Consider the following 14,196-nt stretch of genomic DNA (forward strand, 5'->3'; position numbering starts at 1 on the left):
TTGAATGAACAACCTTTCGTATCTAGCAAAAATAATAAAAGTTGAAGGCAATCGCCTGACGCTAGAACTCAAAGATGAACTAAATATCGCACGTCTCAAAACAATATTTGATGGATATGACGGCGAGCGACAAGCGGAACTATTCATCAAAGATCCACGAGGGTTCACAGTCGAGCAGAGAGCGTTTGTGTTTTCTCTCATGAATGATATTTACAGATACACTGGACAACCATTTGACGACTTAAAAAATATATTTTACTGGCAATTTCGGTTTTAACAGGCAAAAATATTAGTTTGAAAAATATTTCCACGAATACAGTGGATGATGTATCTTTGCTGGCTGATTTGGTACTCGACTTTATCTTCGATGGAGATATCCCTTTCAAAGATGGATACGAGGTTCCGCCACAAAATGAACAGTACTTTTCTATAAATGTGTGACGAACAGGACCTGCTGCATTTGTGGTAAAAAGAACGCTGACATCGATCACTTTGACAAAGCTTTGGGAAGACGAAAGCGGAAAGAAGTAGATCACACAGAATTTACTTTTGCAGCGCTTTGTAGAACTCACCATACCGAGAAGCACCAAATGGGAATTACGGAGTTTAAGAAGAAGTATCACGTTATAGGCATCAAATTGAATCAAGACGAGATTAAAAAGTTGAGGATCGGAGGTTAAGAACTTGGCTGAAATAAGTTGGATTAAGCTTAGCACTGGTTTACCAGACAACAAAAAGATTAAGCGTATCAGAAAGCTTCCAGAAGGCGACAAGGTTATCTTGTTTTGGGTATTCCTCTTAGCTAGAGCAGGGGAGAGCAACCAAAGCGGAGGATATTCCTAACGGATACTATGCCTTATCAAGAGGAAGACTTAGCTGCAGACTTTGATTTCAATATTGAATTTGTTCAATTTGCCTTAATTACTCTTGAAAAATACTCAATGATAACAAGATATCAAGATATTTTGTTTATCAAAAATTGGGAAGAATACCAGTCTATTGAGGGTTTGGAGAAGGTAAGGAACAGAATAGAATACGTCAGGCTAGGTACAAAGAAACAAAGACAACTAACGTTAGGTAACGTTACCGCTAACGTTAGTGGTAACGCGGAAGTAACGGAGAGTAACGCAACAGATATAGATAAAGAATTAGATAAAGAAAGAGATATAGATAAAGAGAAAATACCATATAGCGACATCATCAAATACTTGAACGAAGCAACAAGTAAATCATTCAAAGTTACTCAAAAATGGAAAGACCTGATCAAAGCAAGATGGAATGAAGGCCAACGATTAGATGATTTCAAAAAAGTAATTGATGTGAAAACAAACCAATGGTTGAACAACCAAGAAATGAATAAGTACCTAAGACCAGCAACACTCTTTGGAAATAAGTTTGATGATTATTTGAATGAGTATCGTCCACAAGTTAATTCTTCAATCTCCGATGAAATTGCTGAATCACAAAGGAGGTTGTTAGAAGCATATGAACAATGAACTTAGATTAGTTGCTGAGATAACTAACAATCCATCAATCATTACCAATATTGATATCGATTCAGAATGGTTTGAAAGTCCTCAGTGCAAACTGATTGTCGAAGCTATGACAAGACTACGAGGAATGAAATACACCACTGAACAGGTCCATCGGGAAATGCGAACCATCGACTACTTCAAAACAGGAACAGCAGATGAATTAGACATCCTAAAAAATTCTGCGAATCAGCTTGGAATCGAAAGAGAACTAGCAAGGATCATACACAATGATTATCTTGATCGCAAGTTGCACTCAGCGTCCATAAAATACGCTGAGACGCTTTCTAAGACAGATGGGGATAAGTTATCCAGATTGCTAGAAGAAAAGCGTGACGTGAACCATATTAAGTCTGATGGCAAGTTGGACAAAGCTTTCGCAGAATTTACAGATAGCTTGGATAAACCAAGTGAAGTTATGACAACTTACAAACCTTTGATGCATTTCTTGGAGGAGGTATTACAGGAGGAAAGCTAATTGTCTTGGCTGGTAGACCAGGTGCAGGCAAAACAGCTTTCGCATTGAACATTATGCATAGACTATTTTCAGACAATGACAATGTGCAGTGTGATTTCTTCACTTTTGAAATGAGTCAAAACGAATTGATCAAGCGGCTTATCTCGAAAGAAACAAGAATCAACTCTATGTTGTTCGTAGACAACAATAAATTATCTGATGAAAATAAAGTGAGAGCCACAAAATCATACGAGGATATGAAGAACAGATTTGATATGCGAGTGTACACTTCGGAATATTCCAATTTAAACGATATCAAGTATGCCATCAAACAGCGATTAAGCGACAAACGGTATGTAGTGTTTGTAGACTATGCAGGGCTGATAACTGTCAATGATACACGCAAAAATGAACGGCAAGTAATGAACGAGGTTACACGAGAGTTGAAGAAACTGACAACTGATTATGGAATCACAATTGTACTGCTAGCTCAGTTAAGTAGGGCGGTAATGAACAGAGAAAATAAACGTCCGATTCTTAGCGACCTAAAAGAATCAGGCTCACTTGAACAAGATGCCAATGTTGTGTTACTGCTATCAGCTGATGAAAAGAAGAACGCAAGATACGGTGTGATGTGGCTAAAAATCGAGAAGGGATGACAGGTGTAGCACCGTTTATCTTCGACAAGAAATATATGGATTTCTCAGTAGACTTTGACGAATGGAGAGGTTGATGGACGGACAAACATATCTGGCTATCTTCAAAGAAAACGGCCTTGTGCGATCGGAATTGGTTAGAACGATTGAATCGCAAGTCAAGACTTTTGAGCAATGCGGAATGCTAGATAAGGCCGAGGAAGCAAAATGGGTAGCAATCGAAGTTGCAGAAGAAGAAGAAAAAGGACATCCTATCATGCAGGGCAATGAAACGAAAGAACAAATCGCACAACGATACTTGAAAGCGAGGGGAATGTTCTGATTATTACGATACCAGGAGAGCTGACGGACCTGAATAAATTCATCAATAGCCAGCGGACGAACCGCTATGCAGGTGCTAAGTTGAAAAAGGAGAACACAGAAAAATGTTGTTATGCTTTTCTGATGGCGAAAGCGGAAGGGCTGAGAGTGACAACGCCGATCAACTTGAAAATCACTTGGTACTGCAAAAATAAGCGCAAGGATAAAGACAACATTGCGTTTGGGATCAAGTTTATCTTGGACGGAATGATTGAAGCAAGAGTGATCGCAAATGATGGTTGGGGCGAGATTGCCAACTTTGAGCATCGGTTTGAAGTGGATAAGGATTGTCCGAGGATTGAAATTGAATTGGAGGAAGCAATGTGAACAGATTATTAAAACGTTTGAAAGAAGAACGAATTCAAGGAAGTAGCGCTGTACTCAATTACTCGAACTTTGATTATTGGGTAAATTGGGACGATATTGTTGACATCGTTGAAGATCACGATCAACCGCAACTCAACGAGAATCAGCAGATTGTGTTGGAGTGGTTGAAAGAAGAGCAGACTAAGAATCCAGAATTAACAATTTTTGGCACACTTTCGGTTTTGTTTGATGAATCAGAAAATCGGTTTATGAATCTTGATGTAATCGATGCACTAAACAACCTATCTAATCCGCAGCAAAATGGTGTTTTCCAAGCATTCAGCAAATGGACTTTGGGACAGGAGGAAGAAAAATGAAACTACACCAATTATTAAGCGTGTTAAGTAAAGAGGATTGGGTTGATATTGAGGTTCTAGGCGAAACGTACACAGCTACACTGGCAGTTAAAGAGGTATTACAGAAATATCCGCATATTGCTGAATACGATGTAACTACTCTTGAAGCCGCATTAAGCTATGACGGTCCAGAAGCTTCACCTATTCTTTTGATCGAAGTTTCTCAAAATCGTAAGGAGGAAGAAAAATGATAAACAATTTAACTTTGGTCGGAAGACTAACGAAAGATCCGGATTTGAAATACACAGGCAACGGAACAGCGGTAGCCACCTTCACATTAGCTGTGAATCGCAACTTCACAAATCAGAGCGGAGAGCGGGAAGCGGATTTCATCAATTGTGTTATTTGGAGAAAGCCAGCTGAAACATTAACGAACTATGCGAAAAAAGGCGTATTGATCGGAGTAACAGGGCGGATTCAAACTCGTTCTTACGATAACCAACAAGGACAAAAAGTCTATGTCACCGAAGTGATTGCGGACAACTTCCAGTTGTTAGAAAGCAAGAATGCCGATTCTAGCCAAAATACACAAGGTAGCGGCGTTTCAAATAGTCAAAAGAATAATTACACTCGCAACCAACAAAACCGCAACAACGATGATTCAGACCCGTTTGGCAACTCGTCAATTGATATCGATAGTCAAGACCTTCCATTTTGAGAGGTGAGCAGATGACACCAACTCAAATCCAAATCAGAAACATGTCGGATAAGGACCTAGTATGGAGAAAGAAAGTAATCGACAGCCATGTCGAGAGATTGCTCAAGCAGCAAGAATGCTAGCCGAGGAAATGGAACGGAGGAGTAAAGCGTGAAACTAGCAGACACAGTAACAGGCGTTCAAGACGGTAAGTATAGCCCACCGCCACGAGTGGTCAGAAAGCAACGGAGAGTAAAAGCAGGCATCGAGTATTGGTGCGTGACCGAACGTTTTACAAAACCTTTCAAAGCAGTGTGTGTCAAAGTGCTTGAGAACTCAGCTATTGTGACGTTTGGCAGCGATCGGACAGTAGTTAAATTGCGAAATATGAAGAGGGTGGAATGATGACTAACAAAGAAGATTTGTATCGGTTGGAAAGGTTAGTTAATACGCCAGGTGCTGATGAAGACGAAATCAGAGTTTTGAGAAAGGCTTTGTGGGGAAAGAGTTACGATCGACAAAAGCAGAATAGATACAACTCAACGCCAGTCAGATTTACTTTTCCAGATGGTAAAGTCAAAGAATTCAGCACACAGCGTGAAGCCGCAGAGATGTCAGGGCTGAACAAATGGACATTGGATCGAGCATGCAGATTGCAGATACCTTTGAAGAAGGGCAATTTCGCAGGTGCTATGGTGGAGATATTGAGTCAGTAATCGGAAGAAATTACCAACTAGGAGGAAAAATTATGAAAATTGATGTCGAGCTTATCGAAGAAATGTTGAAAAAGAGCAAATCGGATATTTATCCTGAAGACTATTTAGGTGAGTGTGAAGTAGAAGAGGGTTCCGAAGAAGAAGAATTCATCTATGAAAACTTTACTAGTATCAATAACTACATCATTAAGCGATTAGAAACAAGGTTAGCTTTTATGAAGCACGGTCTTAAAAATGAAGTCAGTAATTCACCAAAATTACAAACTTGGGAAGGAGCGCAGTGATGGCCACAACAAAAGTTAGAGTATTAGTGAAACCTTTGCTTAAACCATGGCAGCCATGGCGGTATGTGACAGATTCTTGGTCTGTTCTGACAGATGATCCTGAAAAGGCGGGAGTTTTTCAAGACAATGGATTGTACAAGGTGCAAGACTATTACTTTTTCAGCAAAAAAGATTATGAGTTAGTAAGTGATCCACCAAAATAACCAACTAAGAAAGGAGTAAGAAATGTTCAATAACTTGGTAAACTTTAGCATGGACTTATACGATCTAGACAGCAATATTACATTCCAAATGTCTACAGATAATATAACTATTGATTTCAACGATAGAAAAAAGCAAATGGTTTTATGGATTCAAGATGATGATGTATATCCAGAGATAGTTCACAATCTAGATAGTAACCATGCTATTCCGCTAGAAACTGTTATGAAAGTGTTGGAGATAACTAAAAAATATTTGTAAGGAGAAATCCGAATTAGTGTGAATACAAATATGTCAATCACATGTAGAGCGAGTTGATTAAACGACGAAATAGCAGAAAGCGAGGAATGATCATGAGTGGATTAATAAAAAGATTGAAAGAAGAACGAATTCAAGGAAGCAGCGCTGTACTCAATTACTCGAACTTTGATTATTGGGTAAATTGGGACGATATTGTTGACATCGTTGAAGATCACGATCAACCGCAACTCAACGAGAATCAGCAGATGGTATTGGAGTGGTTGAAAGAAGAACAGACTAAGAATCCGGAATTATCAATCTTTGGCACACTGTCAGTTTTGTTTGATGAATCAGAAAATCGGTTTATGAACCTTGATGTAATCGATGCGCTAAACGACCTGTCTAATCCGCAGCAATCAGGTGTTTTCCAAGCGTTCAGCCAATGGGCTTTGGAACAGGAGGAAGAGTGATGCTCTTAAAATTAGCTTGTTGGATAGCGAAAAAGCATGGATTCATACTGATAAAAAGCAAAGTACCCAACTACTTGGGTAATGAAATACTGTTGGTGGAATGGGTAAAAGTTGAAATAAGCAACACTTACTATGATAGACCGAAAATAACGATGGAAGGTGAGTTACCTTACGTTGATTTGGAACAGGAGAAAGCCAATGAATCGTAGCCAAGCAATTATCATAACGGTCCTAACTGTCCTGGCACTGAGTTGTTTATCCTATACAATAGTGGACCAGCAGGAACAAATTGAGCAGTTAGAACAACAGCCGCAGCATGAGCAGATGAAGTACAAGATTATTATTAACGATCCGTTAGTTAGGGATGCGATGGAAGCAGGAGGATGAAAATGGTACTACCTAAGAAATCAAATCATGTTCGTGAAGTTAAAATGATGGAAGTTATTCATGTGGTTTCGTTTGAAGGTGAGGGAACCAAAGAAAATCCAGCAAGATTGATCAATGAATATTACTCCAAAGAAGGTACCTTGCTAGCAACGAAAGATGATTGGCTAGAGCGGGAAATTGAGAAGGCACAAAAATGACAGAAGCAGTTTTGATATTTGTAGCTGTAATAGCTTCTGTATTCGCAAGCGTGATTTTTGGTAAGGAAGACAATAAGGAGGGGAATAAAATGAAAGACAGACATTTTATTTGTATCGATAGTTTTGAAAGCGAAGGGCGCTATTGCTTGGTTGGCGAAGTATACACCGCATATAAGATCGATGGCGGTTATAAATTGGTGTTTGAGAATGGAGAAATGAATTTTACGGATAACTTATTTGAACGAACCCTGAAAGCTTGGGAAGGCGTTCTGGTCGAGGAGGGCAAGTGATTGTACGAATGGCTTAGTAAATATCAAGAGTGGGAACAAAAAATTGCTTTGCTTGATTGGGAACTTGAAACATACAAAGAAGAACTTGATAGATGGAAGAACCCCAATGACTTGGGAAGATATTCTTTGGTAAAAGAATCGAAGGCTAGTAAATTAGAGGATATTATAGATAATTTGGAGTATGAGCTGGCAGTGCAAATGAATTACCGCTTTGATCTGAGAAAGGTTATTTACTCTTTCAAAGGAATTGAGCAACACATATTGCGTATGAAATATGTTGAAGGGCTGACCCTACAAGAAATTGCAGATGAACTTGGTTACACGTACCAGTATATCCGAAAACATCATTCAGCCATTTTGAAAAAAGTTCAATTCAAAAAAGACTATGTTATCAAGGCTAAAAGCAACAATTAAGCAACAGCAACCATTGAAATAATGAATTATAATGGTATTAGTAAGATATCGTCCAAAAGCACAACGGCATTCAACCTCCTTTTGATACGTAAAAATTATTATGTGGGCGATATCATAGCTTTTCCGCGGAAACGGAACAAGCGAGCGACCTAGTATCGTGTATATAGCAACCTAAGCTAGGTAATGGTTGCAGTCACTGTGGCGGAAGTAGAAGACGTGAAGGATAAGCAGAAACCTATTAAGGAGCTATGCAATTCTGATTATGTTAGATAATCGTGAGTGGGGCAGTACCACTCCAGTGACGTAGCAACCGAGGATGATGTGGAGACGCGGGAGGAATGGTGCTCGGAAGAACCGAGATGTAGGTTGCTTTAAATTTAAGTCAATACTCTCATTCCCTTGTGGCAGACGTGTATCTGATATGAGAGTTTTATTAGTCACTCATTGCGAGTGGCTTTTTATTTTGCAGAAAAGCGAGGTGGCAGAGATTGCTAAATGGACGGAACAACAGGTCAAACGATTGTCGGAATTGGCAAATGAAGGACTAACAAATATAGAGATAGCGCCAATGCTGTCAGAGGAGTTCGGCGAAGAATTCTCATGGCCAAGCGTTAGAAGTAAACGTGCCAGGTTGGGTTTGCCACCGAGCGAAAAGAATATGCGTGTTAAGCAAACCGATAAGACTAAGAAGAATGTAGTATCTACAGAAATCAAATCAGATGGTACTCAGACAAATCTTATCAAGTTGCGTATGACTGAAGAGCAGTCAAAGAATCCTGATTATGTATTACAAGCGCACGGATACGATCCCGATAACTGGGAACTGGTCCAAGCGACTAACAACATCTGGGAACAGAACAACCAAGTAGATGGACTTATACAGCTTTATCAATCAAAGATAGTTGTTAAGCCGAGGGCAGCAGTGAGCATTCAAGCGTTGGCTACTAAACTGCTGCAAAGTACTAGGCCGATTACAATTCAACCAATTATCAAAGGGAAGCGCAATCTAGTCATACCGTTGGCTGATTTGCATTTCCCTATTTTGTCGGAACGGAAGTTTGAAACCTATCTATCCGATGTATTAGCAATCATAAATAAAGGCTATAAGACAATCGTTATAGAAGTGTTGGGGGACATCTTTCACTCAAACGCTATGAAGGCAAGCCAAACAATCAAAGGTACCCAACTTGAAGATGTGGATATGGTCGAAGCAATTGAGTTGGCTAAAACATTCTTCATTACGCTGATTGATGAATCATTAAGAAAAAGTTCAGAGGTGCGGATTGAATTTGCCAGCGGTAATCACAGTGACTTTGAGTATTTGTTTCTAATGTACTTAGAGACACTTTATCCACAAGTAACGGTAAACAAACACAACCTACCAAGGATCGCATATCAGCTAGACAATGTAGGCATTATGCTCACTCATGGACACTTCGGCAAGAAGGGCGATTATCCTATGCTATTCGCTACCGAGTTTCGAGACGTATGGAGCAAAAGTAGTTGGCTTGAGATTCACCAAGGGCATTATCACTCAATGGAAGCTCAAAACCTTAAAGGAGTTATTCATCGGCAGTTAGGAACAATAAAACCTAACGATCAGTATGAGTCGGAGAATGGTTACACAATGAACTATAAGAGCACACAGGCCTTTGAGTATTCAGCAGACAAGCTGAAAGTAATCTATGAGTTGGGGTGACTGATATGCATTACTATTACATCCAATTATCAGTAGGAATACTCAGGCATAAGAACATCCGACAAGCGGAGTTGAAACCAAAGCACACGTTGCTTGAATGCTATGGGCAGTTTGATGACGAGTATATTGAGCGGCATAGGTTGATATACATTGGGCATGGTTGGAAGAGTGATCCACATATCGTGGAGAGGTTAAGGAGGTATGGATGTGGTATATAGACCGAGATATTTAGACCCTAAACGCAATAAGAAATTCATCTGTAAAGTTTTCCATGAAAGAGACAAAATGTTCTTTGAATATACAGACGGCAGTATGATCGTTCTTGATAGCTATGGAATTCATCCGATCAAATAATACAACCTAATGGTTAAGGAGGTTTGGAATATGAAATTCTATGAAGCGTTATTAATGGTTGATGTAGAACCTGAATTTGCTGAAGCGTATAAAAAGGCGATTGAGGGAGAGAACGACAGATACTTTACAGAGAACCCTATTCTGGATAAAGATGGTAAGTTGATTAGCAATGATATTAAACCTGTGTGGAGCGGGAACTATGTTAATGTGGAGATTATCCGTGTTGGAACATCGATAGAAAATTCAATAATTAACGGATTAAAAATCTCAGTAGTATCCCGTACAAAAACAAACGTTGAAGAATTCATTAAGCAGTATGAGCGTGAAGGCGCGATGTTGATTATGAAAAACTACGGGAATGTCGTATACGAAAATAGCGCTGAATAATTTTTAGAAAGAAGGTGAGGTCATGGCAAAAGTTTCTGAATGGGTAATGGAAGAAGTAAACAAACCGATAATGTACCATTTTGAAGGAACTGAAAAAGAATACGAAAATCATATTGTGGAACATATAGATGAAATTTGTAGTGGCATGGGCTTGCCGCCGGTAGTTTTAGTGTGTCAACAAAAACAAATAAGGTTTGATAACAATCAAATCATCGTCGATATTATTTGCAGGCACGCTGATGATAGTTGTACTGTTTTTGAAGTAAAAAAGATAAATAAGAAGTATCCACATACATCAACAAACGAACAAGTTAAAGCAATTGGACAAGCTTTACTATACAAAAGTGTACTGGGATCTAAATTAGAAAATGTTAGAGTTTGCGTAATTGCGGAAAAGATATTCAAACGGACTTTGCTTTGTTTCTCGGAATTTGATTTGCCAATCACATTGATTGAGTTCCAGAAAGATAAAGTTTTTGTTCCGTATAACAAATGGTGAAGAGGTGAGGTTGCATGACAGAAAATGACAAATACACGCCTACACCAGCTGAGAAAAAACTATTAGAAGTCTTGTTGAACGCTGAGAATGTCGGCAAGTCAGTCCAAGAGTTGTGTAATCTCGCTGGTGTTAGTCGAAATAAATACTATGACGCAATGAAGAAACAAGAGTTTGTCGATTTGGTAAACAAAACGACTATGGCGCTAATCAAAGGGAAAGCTGCTAATGTTTTGAATGCGGCATATAATTTTGCATTAACTGAAAAAGGTCATCAGGATAGAAAAATGTTATTAACGATTGCTGGTATCTATACCGATAAGCAAGAAACTGAAATTAGCGGTCATATCAGAACAGATAAACTAGATAGCATTCTTACTCAATTGAGTGATAACGATGGCTGATTTAAAACTTTCTGCTAAGTATAAGGAGTTCTTGAAATATGAAACTGACGTTGAATTCCTTGAAGGCACCACCGCTGCTGGGAAGACAACTGTAGGAGCCGTTAAATTTCTTTTTCGTGTAGCGAGTTCAGACAGAAAGCTTCACATTATCAGTGGTTTGGACTTGGGAACAATAGAGAAAAATATCATACAAGCTGAATTAGGTATTATTGATATTTTTGGCGATTTAGTATCCTATCATTCGAAAGGCAATAAAGATCATAGCCTTCCACATTTACGCTATCAGACATCTAAAGGCGAGAAGATTATTTACGTCTTGGGATATGACAATAAGGCTAGGTGGAAGAAAGTTCTTGGTGGGCAGTACGGTTGTTTGTATATAGACGAAATCAATATTGCGGATATGGAGTATGTGCGAGAAATATTTATGCGTGCTGATTATGTCATGGCAACATTGAACCCAGATGATCCAGAGTTACCAATCTATCATGAGTACATCAACCATTCACGACCATTGGACAAGTTTAAAAATGATGCGCCTAAAGAAATTAACGACCAGTTGAATGCGAGTCCTAAGAAGGGCTGGGTTCACTGGTTTTTTGGTTTTAATCATAATGACGGACTAACACAAGCTAAGAAAGAAAAAATCATATCGGCTGTTCCGGTTGGCACTAAATTGTACAAAAATAAAATACTTGGTGTTAGAGGGCGTGCTGAAGGGCTAGTATTCTCTAATTTTGAATATAGGAATAACGTTATATCCCAACAAGAAGCAGCTGCGAAAGAATACATACACTTTTCGTGTGGCGTAGATACTTCCTACTCGGCACAGTCCGAGGACACAATATCATTTATATTTCAAGGTATTACAAGAGACGGAGAGTTGATTGTACTGGAAGAGGAAGTAAAGAACAACAAAGATGAAAAGATTCCTTTCTCTCCAAGTGACATCGCTTTAAATCTCTTCCAATTTCTCGAAAGATGCCGTAAAAAATGGGGATTAGCCAAAATAGTTTATGTAGACAACGCAGATCAGGCAACTTTGACAGAAATAGCAAAGCTAAAGAGAAAGAACCCAAACGTTTACACATTCACTGGATCAGACAAGAGAATGAAGATTGTTGATCGTATTAATTTGATGCTGGGTTGGATAAATTCCGATGGGAAGGCGCCAAACTATTTGGTAGTTGATCATTGCAATGTTCATATACATGAAATGAACACCTATGCCTGGGATGGAGATAAGCCAGAAGATAAAAACGACCATACTATCAACGCTAGTCAATATGGGTTTTTACCAGTTAGAGAAAAAATAGGATTTGCCTACAAAAAGGCGGATGTGAAGAAAAAAATAAATATGATTAAGAAGTTAGGCTTGTAAGGAGTGTGAGGAATGGATAAAGTAAATGAATTTGAATATGACGTTGATAGCAGAGCGTCTGCTGATGTGAATGTTAACTATGTCAGCTTTGAAGTAGAATCGAATATCCATTATCGGTTTAGTTCTGCAGAAGACTTGCTCGCTGATTTGGACACTTTAGCAGGAATGATCCAACATCACCATCAATACCAAGTCCCAAGACTTGAAGTATTAGATGATTATTACAAAGCAAGAAACACCAACATCATGAAAAACCGAAGACGTAAGGAAAAGGAAAAAGCGGATCATCGCTCTGCCCACAACTTCGGCAAGGTTTTATGTACGTTTGATGTAGGTTACAACACAGGCAATCCGATTAAGGTTCAAATCGATAATGGCGATCAGCAAAAGCAAATTGACGAATTCAACACGAATAATGATATTGATGGTTTGAATGGCGAGCTTTGGTTAGACATGGATAAATATGGCAGAGCTTATGAAATCAGTTACCGAGACAAAGACGATATCGACTATGTAGATTTAGCAAATGTGTTTGAGACGTTTGTTGTCTATGACACAACTGTAAAGCGTGAGCCTATACTGGCGGTGAGATATCCTAAAACGAGATTTTCAAAAAACGCTGACAAACAATTCATTCAGCCGATTATTTACACATCGGATAAAACTATTTATTTCAAAGAAACTTCTCTGCACTCTATCTCGCTTGAAAACCCAGAAGAAGAACCTCACGAAATGAAAGAAGTTCCTATTACTGAGTACTCGCCAAATCGTTTCAGAATGGGTTTATACGAAGATACTCTCTCGCTAATGGATTTGTATGATGCAGGTCAGTCCGATACAGCAAACTACATGACAGACTTAAACGATGCACTTCTAGTGATTAGCGGAGATATCCAAGCGTCTGGTTTAACAACTGATGATGCAGTTAAGCAAAAGGATGCAAACGTGTTGCTTCTTGAGTCTGGCACAGATATCAACGGCAATAAAACATCTGTGACAGCTGGCTATATTTATAAGCAATATGATGTAAATGGCGTAGAAGCTTATAAAGATCGTGTGAGGAAAGATATCCACGAGATTTCGATGGTCCCTGATCTAACAGATGACAACTTCTCAGGTGTGCAATCCGGGGAAGCAATGAAATATAAACTATTCGGATTCGAACAGATGACGGCAGTGAAGCAACGGCTCTTTAAAAAAGGCCTGATGCGACGCTATCGTCTTTTATTTAACCTTAAATCAAGCATCGCAGAATTGGAAAACTCTGACCTGAAAGGTATGCGTATTACATTTACACCTAATCTACCTAAAGCGATTCTAGAAGAGCTTAAAGCGCTTGTTGACGCAGGAGCGGAGTTGAGCCAAGAGACTATCCTCGGACTTGCTTCATTTGTTCCAGATGTAAATGCAGAGCTAAAACGTGTGAATGCAGAATCGCCAGCAGACAGAGGTGTGTTTGATAGCGACGAAGAAAGCGGTACGGAGGTTTAGGAAGATGAAGAAAAAACTTAAACGCGATTATGAGTCAATTCTTGATTTCATCAAGTGGGCCGCTTTATGGTATTTCACAATCGTTATTGTTGCTGGTTTCATTTTGGTGGCAATTAAAATACTAACAATGTTTGTCTTATGGCTGAATATAATTCCTACGTATTGAGAGGTAATAATAATGAATCTAAAAGAACAGATGATGAACGAGTATCAGAAGAAGGATAGCGAGAATATCAAGGAAGCTATTGCTGAAGCTATGCAAAAAGGACGTAACGAAGTTTTTTATGGCAAAGACGTAATCACGGATGATATTCGCAAAGAGTTTCAAGATGGCGGCTTTACTGTTGAGGATTACGAGGACAAGCATTCGATTGATAAAAAAATTGAGTTAGTCAGAATTAGCTGGTAAGGAGTGAACAGC

Annotated in this window: 27 protein-coding genes and 2 pseudogenes; all 29 read left to right on the plus strand. The window is 39.0% G+C overall.

Annotated elements, in window-relative coordinates:
• Nucleotides 1–4: 4 nt before the first annotated feature.
• A pseudogene (locus HED61_RS09530) lies at nucleotides 5–680 on the plus strand (putative HNHc nuclease).
• 4 nt (nucleotides 681–684) lie between these two features.
• Nucleotides 685–971 (plus strand): annotated as a pseudogene (locus HED61_RS09535) (phage replisome organizer N-terminal domain-containing protein); the annotation flags it as partial.
• Between the two features lie 237 nt (nucleotides 972–1,208).
• Entirely contained in the window at nucleotides 1,209–1,496 is a 288-nt protein-coding gene (locus HED61_RS09540; protein ID WP_234981432.1) for a conserved phage C-terminal domain-containing protein, read from the plus strand.
• Nucleotides 1,486–2,010 carry a hypothetical protein gene (locus tag HED61_RS09545; protein ID WP_234981376.1) on the plus strand — a complete coding sequence of 175 codons (525 nt, stop codon included), beginning with the start codon at nucleotides 1,486–1,488 and terminating at the stop codon, nucleotides 2,008–2,010. Before HED61_RS09540 ends, HED61_RS09545 begins: the two co-directional genes overlap by 11 nt.
• Before the next feature lie 5 nt (nucleotides 2,011–2,015).
• The gene (locus tag HED61_RS09550) at nucleotides 2,016–2,648 is read left to right on the plus strand and encodes a DnaB-like helicase C-terminal domain-containing protein (protein WP_234981377.1); all 633 of its coding nucleotides are present in this window, start codon (nucleotides 2,016–2,018) and stop codon (nucleotides 2,646–2,648) included.
• A gap of 73 nt (nucleotides 2,649–2,721) precedes the next feature.
• On the plus strand, nucleotides 2,722–2,967 hold the full coding sequence (locus HED61_RS09555; RefSeq protein ID WP_234981378.1) for a hypothetical protein: 246 nt from the start codon (nucleotides 2,722–2,724) through the stop codon (nucleotides 2,965–2,967).
• Between the two features lie 80 nt (nucleotides 2,968–3,047).
• Entirely contained in the window at nucleotides 3,048–3,332 is a 285-nt protein-coding gene (locus HED61_RS09560; RefSeq protein WP_219645641.1) for a RusA family crossover junction endodeoxyribonuclease, read from the plus strand.
• Nucleotides 3,329–3,688, plus strand: coding sequence for a hypothetical protein (locus tag HED61_RS09565; RefSeq protein WP_219645640.1), 360 nt, complete (start codon nucleotides 3,329–3,331; stop codon nucleotides 3,686–3,688). Before HED61_RS09560 ends, HED61_RS09565 begins: the two co-directional genes overlap by 4 nt.
• Nucleotides 3,685–3,918 (plus strand): hypothetical protein, encoded by a 234-nt coding sequence (locus HED61_RS09570; protein ID WP_219645639.1) that lies wholly within the window; start codon nucleotides 3,685–3,687, stop codon nucleotides 3,916–3,918. Before HED61_RS09565 ends, HED61_RS09570 begins: the two co-directional genes overlap by 4 nt.
• Nucleotides 3,915–4,385, plus strand: a complete 471-nt coding sequence (ssb, locus tag HED61_RS09575) for a single-stranded DNA-binding protein (RefSeq protein ID WP_219645638.1) — start codon at nucleotides 3,915–3,917, stop codon at nucleotides 4,383–4,385. The genes HED61_RS09570 and ssb overlap by 4 nt, the downstream gene beginning before the upstream one ends.
• A gap of 383 nt (nucleotides 4,386–4,768) precedes the next feature.
• A complete protein-coding gene (locus HED61_RS09580) occupies nucleotides 4,769–5,080 on the plus strand; it encodes a hypothetical protein (protein WP_234981379.1) in 312 nt (103 codons plus the stop codon).
• Nucleotides 5,081–5,112: 32 nt separating this feature from the next.
• Nucleotides 5,113–5,364 (plus strand): hypothetical protein, encoded by a 252-nt coding sequence (locus HED61_RS09585; protein WP_219645464.1) that lies wholly within the window; start codon nucleotides 5,113–5,115, stop codon nucleotides 5,362–5,364.
• Nucleotides 5,364–5,567 carry a hypothetical protein gene (locus tag HED61_RS09590; protein ID WP_219645465.1) on the plus strand — a complete coding sequence of 68 codons (204 nt, stop codon included), beginning with the start codon at nucleotides 5,364–5,366 and terminating at the stop codon, nucleotides 5,565–5,567. Before HED61_RS09585 ends, HED61_RS09590 begins: the two co-directional genes overlap by 1 nt.
• Before the next feature lie 22 nt (nucleotides 5,568–5,589).
• Nucleotides 5,590–5,826: a hypothetical protein gene (locus HED61_RS09595; protein WP_124018978.1), complete on the plus strand. Its 237-nt coding sequence runs from the start codon at nucleotides 5,590–5,592 to the stop codon at nucleotides 5,824–5,826.
• A 92-nt stretch (nucleotides 5,827–5,918) separates the two neighbouring features.
• A complete protein-coding gene (locus HED61_RS09600) occupies nucleotides 5,919–6,275 on the plus strand; it encodes a hypothetical protein (protein WP_219645466.1) in 357 nt (118 codons plus the stop codon).
• Nucleotides 6,275–6,484 carry a hypothetical protein gene (locus HED61_RS09605; protein WP_219645467.1) on the plus strand — a complete coding sequence of 70 codons (210 nt, stop codon included), beginning with the start codon at nucleotides 6,275–6,277 and terminating at the stop codon, nucleotides 6,482–6,484. Before HED61_RS09600 ends, HED61_RS09605 begins: the two co-directional genes overlap by 1 nt.
• On the plus strand, nucleotides 6,474–6,662 hold the full coding sequence (locus HED61_RS09610; RefSeq protein ID WP_219645468.1) for a hypothetical protein: 189 nt from the start codon (nucleotides 6,474–6,476) through the stop codon (nucleotides 6,660–6,662). The genes HED61_RS09605 and HED61_RS09610 overlap by 11 nt, the downstream gene beginning before the upstream one ends.
• Before the next feature lie 2 nt (nucleotides 6,663–6,664).
• On the plus strand, nucleotides 6,665–6,859 hold the full coding sequence (locus tag HED61_RS09615) for a hypothetical protein (protein ID WP_219645469.1): 195 nt from the start codon (nucleotides 6,665–6,667) through the stop codon (nucleotides 6,857–6,859).
• Entirely contained in the window at nucleotides 6,856–7,149 is a 294-nt protein-coding gene (locus tag HED61_RS09620; RefSeq protein WP_231435295.1) for a hypothetical protein, read from the plus strand. Before HED61_RS09615 ends, HED61_RS09620 begins: the two co-directional genes overlap by 4 nt.
• The gene (locus HED61_RS09625; RefSeq protein ID WP_161526452.1) at nucleotides 7,150–7,563 is read left to right on the plus strand and encodes a sigma factor-like helix-turn-helix DNA-binding protein; all 414 of its coding nucleotides are present in this window, start codon (nucleotides 7,150–7,152) and stop codon (nucleotides 7,561–7,563) included.
• A 421-nt stretch (nucleotides 7,564–7,984) separates the two neighbouring features.
• Nucleotides 7,985–9,262: a helix-turn-helix domain-containing protein gene (locus tag HED61_RS09630; protein ID WP_219645470.1), complete on the plus strand. Its 1,278-nt coding sequence runs from the start codon at nucleotides 7,985–7,987 to the stop codon at nucleotides 9,260–9,262.
• Nucleotides 9,263–9,469: 207 nt separating this feature from the next.
• A complete protein-coding gene (locus HED61_RS09635) occupies nucleotides 9,470–9,616 on the plus strand; it encodes a hypothetical protein (RefSeq protein WP_179135438.1) in 147 nt (48 codons plus the stop codon).
• Nucleotides 9,617–9,646: 30 nt separating this feature from the next.
• The gene (locus HED61_RS09640) at nucleotides 9,647–10,003 is read left to right on the plus strand and encodes a hypothetical protein (RefSeq protein ID WP_219645471.1); all 357 of its coding nucleotides are present in this window, start codon (nucleotides 9,647–9,649) and stop codon (nucleotides 10,001–10,003) included.
• A gap of 22 nt (nucleotides 10,004–10,025) precedes the next feature.
• A complete protein-coding gene (locus HED61_RS09645; RefSeq protein WP_219645472.1) occupies nucleotides 10,026–10,502 on the plus strand; it encodes a PDDEXK family nuclease in 477 nt (158 codons plus the stop codon).
• A gap of 14 nt (nucleotides 10,503–10,516) precedes the next feature.
• Nucleotides 10,517–10,903, plus strand: coding sequence for a phBC6A51 family helix-turn-helix protein (locus tag HED61_RS09650; RefSeq protein WP_219645473.1), 387 nt, complete (start codon nucleotides 10,517–10,519; stop codon nucleotides 10,901–10,903).
• Nucleotides 10,896–12,284 carry a terminase large subunit domain-containing protein gene (locus HED61_RS09655; RefSeq protein ID WP_219645474.1) on the plus strand — a complete coding sequence of 463 codons (1,389 nt, stop codon included), beginning with the start codon at nucleotides 10,896–10,898 and terminating at the stop codon, nucleotides 12,282–12,284. Before HED61_RS09650 ends, HED61_RS09655 begins: the two co-directional genes overlap by 8 nt.
• A 12-nt stretch (nucleotides 12,285–12,296) precedes the next feature.
• Entirely contained in the window at nucleotides 12,297–13,775 is a 1,479-nt protein-coding gene (locus tag HED61_RS09660) for a phage portal protein (RefSeq protein ID WP_219645475.1), read from the plus strand.
• A 4-nt stretch (nucleotides 13,776–13,779) separates the two neighbouring features.
• Nucleotides 13,780–13,941, plus strand: coding sequence for a hypothetical protein (locus HED61_RS09665; RefSeq protein ID WP_219645476.1), 162 nt, complete (start codon nucleotides 13,780–13,782; stop codon nucleotides 13,939–13,941).
• Nucleotides 13,942–13,953: 12 nt separating this feature from the next.
• Entirely contained in the window at nucleotides 13,954–14,184 is a 231-nt protein-coding gene (locus HED61_RS09670; protein WP_219645477.1) for a hypothetical protein, read from the plus strand.
• The last annotated feature ends 12 nt before the right edge of the window (nucleotides 14,185–14,196 follow it).

Origin of the sequence: Enterococcus gallinarum (assembly GCF_021496385.1) — a bacterium.
Taxonomy (GTDB): domain Bacteria; phylum Bacillota; class Bacilli; order Lactobacillales; family Enterococcaceae; genus Enterococcus_D; species Enterococcus_D gallinarum.

Excerpts from the sequence above, each read along its gene's own strand:
- HED61_RS09545 (WP_234981376.1), top strand. The coding sequence starts at position 1,486 with ATGAACAATGAACTTAGATTAGTTGCTGAGATAACTAACAATCCATCA.
- HED61_RS09595 (WP_124018978.1), top strand. The coding sequence starts at position 5,590 with ATGTTCAATAACTTGGTAAACTTTAGCATGGACTTATACGATCTAGAC.
- HED61_RS09590 (WP_219645465.1), top strand. The coding sequence starts at position 5,364 with ATGGCCACAACAAAAGTTAGAGTATTAGTGAAACCTTTGCTTAAACCA.
- HED61_RS09580 (WP_234981379.1), top strand. The coding sequence starts at position 4,769 with ATGACTAACAAAGAAGATTTGTATCGGTTGGAAAGGTTAGTTAATACG.
- HED61_RS09615 (WP_219645469.1), top strand. The coding sequence starts at position 6,665 with ATGGTACTACCTAAGAAATCAAATCATGTTCGTGAAGTTAAAATGATG.
- HED61_RS09630 (WP_219645470.1), top strand. The coding sequence starts at position 7,985 with ATGAGAGTTTTATTAGTCACTCATTGCGAGTGGCTTTTTATTTTGCAG.
- HED61_RS09640 (WP_219645471.1), top strand. The coding sequence starts at position 9,647 with ATGAAATTCTATGAAGCGTTATTAATGGTTGATGTAGAACCTGAATTT.
- HED61_RS09655 (WP_219645474.1), top strand. The coding sequence starts at position 10,896 with ATGGCTGATTTAAAACTTTCTGCTAAGTATAAGGAGTTCTTGAAATAT.
- ssb (WP_219645638.1), top strand. The coding sequence starts at position 3,915 with ATGATAAACAATTTAACTTTGGTCGGAAGACTAACGAAAGATCCGGAT.
- HED61_RS09610 (WP_219645468.1), top strand. The coding sequence starts at position 6,474 with ATGAATCGTAGCCAAGCAATTATCATAACGGTCCTAACTGTCCTGGCA.
- HED61_RS09660 (WP_219645475.1), top strand. The coding sequence starts at position 12,297 with ATGGATAAAGTAAATGAATTTGAATATGACGTTGATAGCAGAGCGTCT.
- HED61_RS09665 (WP_219645476.1), top strand. The coding sequence starts at position 13,780 with ATGAAGAAAAAACTTAAACGCGATTATGAGTCAATTCTTGATTTCATC.
- HED61_RS09645 (WP_219645472.1), top strand. The coding sequence starts at position 10,026 with ATGGCAAAAGTTTCTGAATGGGTAATGGAAGAAGTAAACAAACCGATA.
- HED61_RS09650 (WP_219645473.1), top strand. The coding sequence starts at position 10,517 with ATGACAGAAAATGACAAATACACGCCTACACCAGCTGAGAAAAAACTA.
- HED61_RS09585 (WP_219645464.1), top strand. The coding sequence starts at position 5,113 with ATGAAAATTGATGTCGAGCTTATCGAAGAAATGTTGAAAAAGAGCAAA.
- HED61_RS09605 (WP_219645467.1), top strand. The coding sequence starts at position 6,275 with ATGCTCTTAAAATTAGCTTGTTGGATAGCGAAAAAGCATGGATTCATA.
- HED61_RS09670 (WP_219645477.1), top strand. The coding sequence starts at position 13,954 with ATGAATCTAAAAGAACAGATGATGAACGAGTATCAGAAGAAGGATAGC.
- HED61_RS09620 (WP_231435295.1), top strand. The coding sequence starts at position 6,856 with ATGACAGAAGCAGTTTTGATATTTGTAGCTGTAATAGCTTCTGTATTC.
- HED61_RS09570 (WP_219645639.1), top strand. The coding sequence starts at position 3,685 with ATGAAACTACACCAATTATTAAGCGTGTTAAGTAAAGAGGATTGGGTT.
- HED61_RS09600 (WP_219645466.1), top strand. The coding sequence starts at position 5,919 with ATGAGTGGATTAATAAAAAGATTGAAAGAAGAACGAATTCAAGGAAGC.
- HED61_RS09555 (WP_234981378.1), top strand. The coding sequence starts at position 2,722 with ATGGACGGACAAACATATCTGGCTATCTTCAAAGAAAACGGCCTTGTG.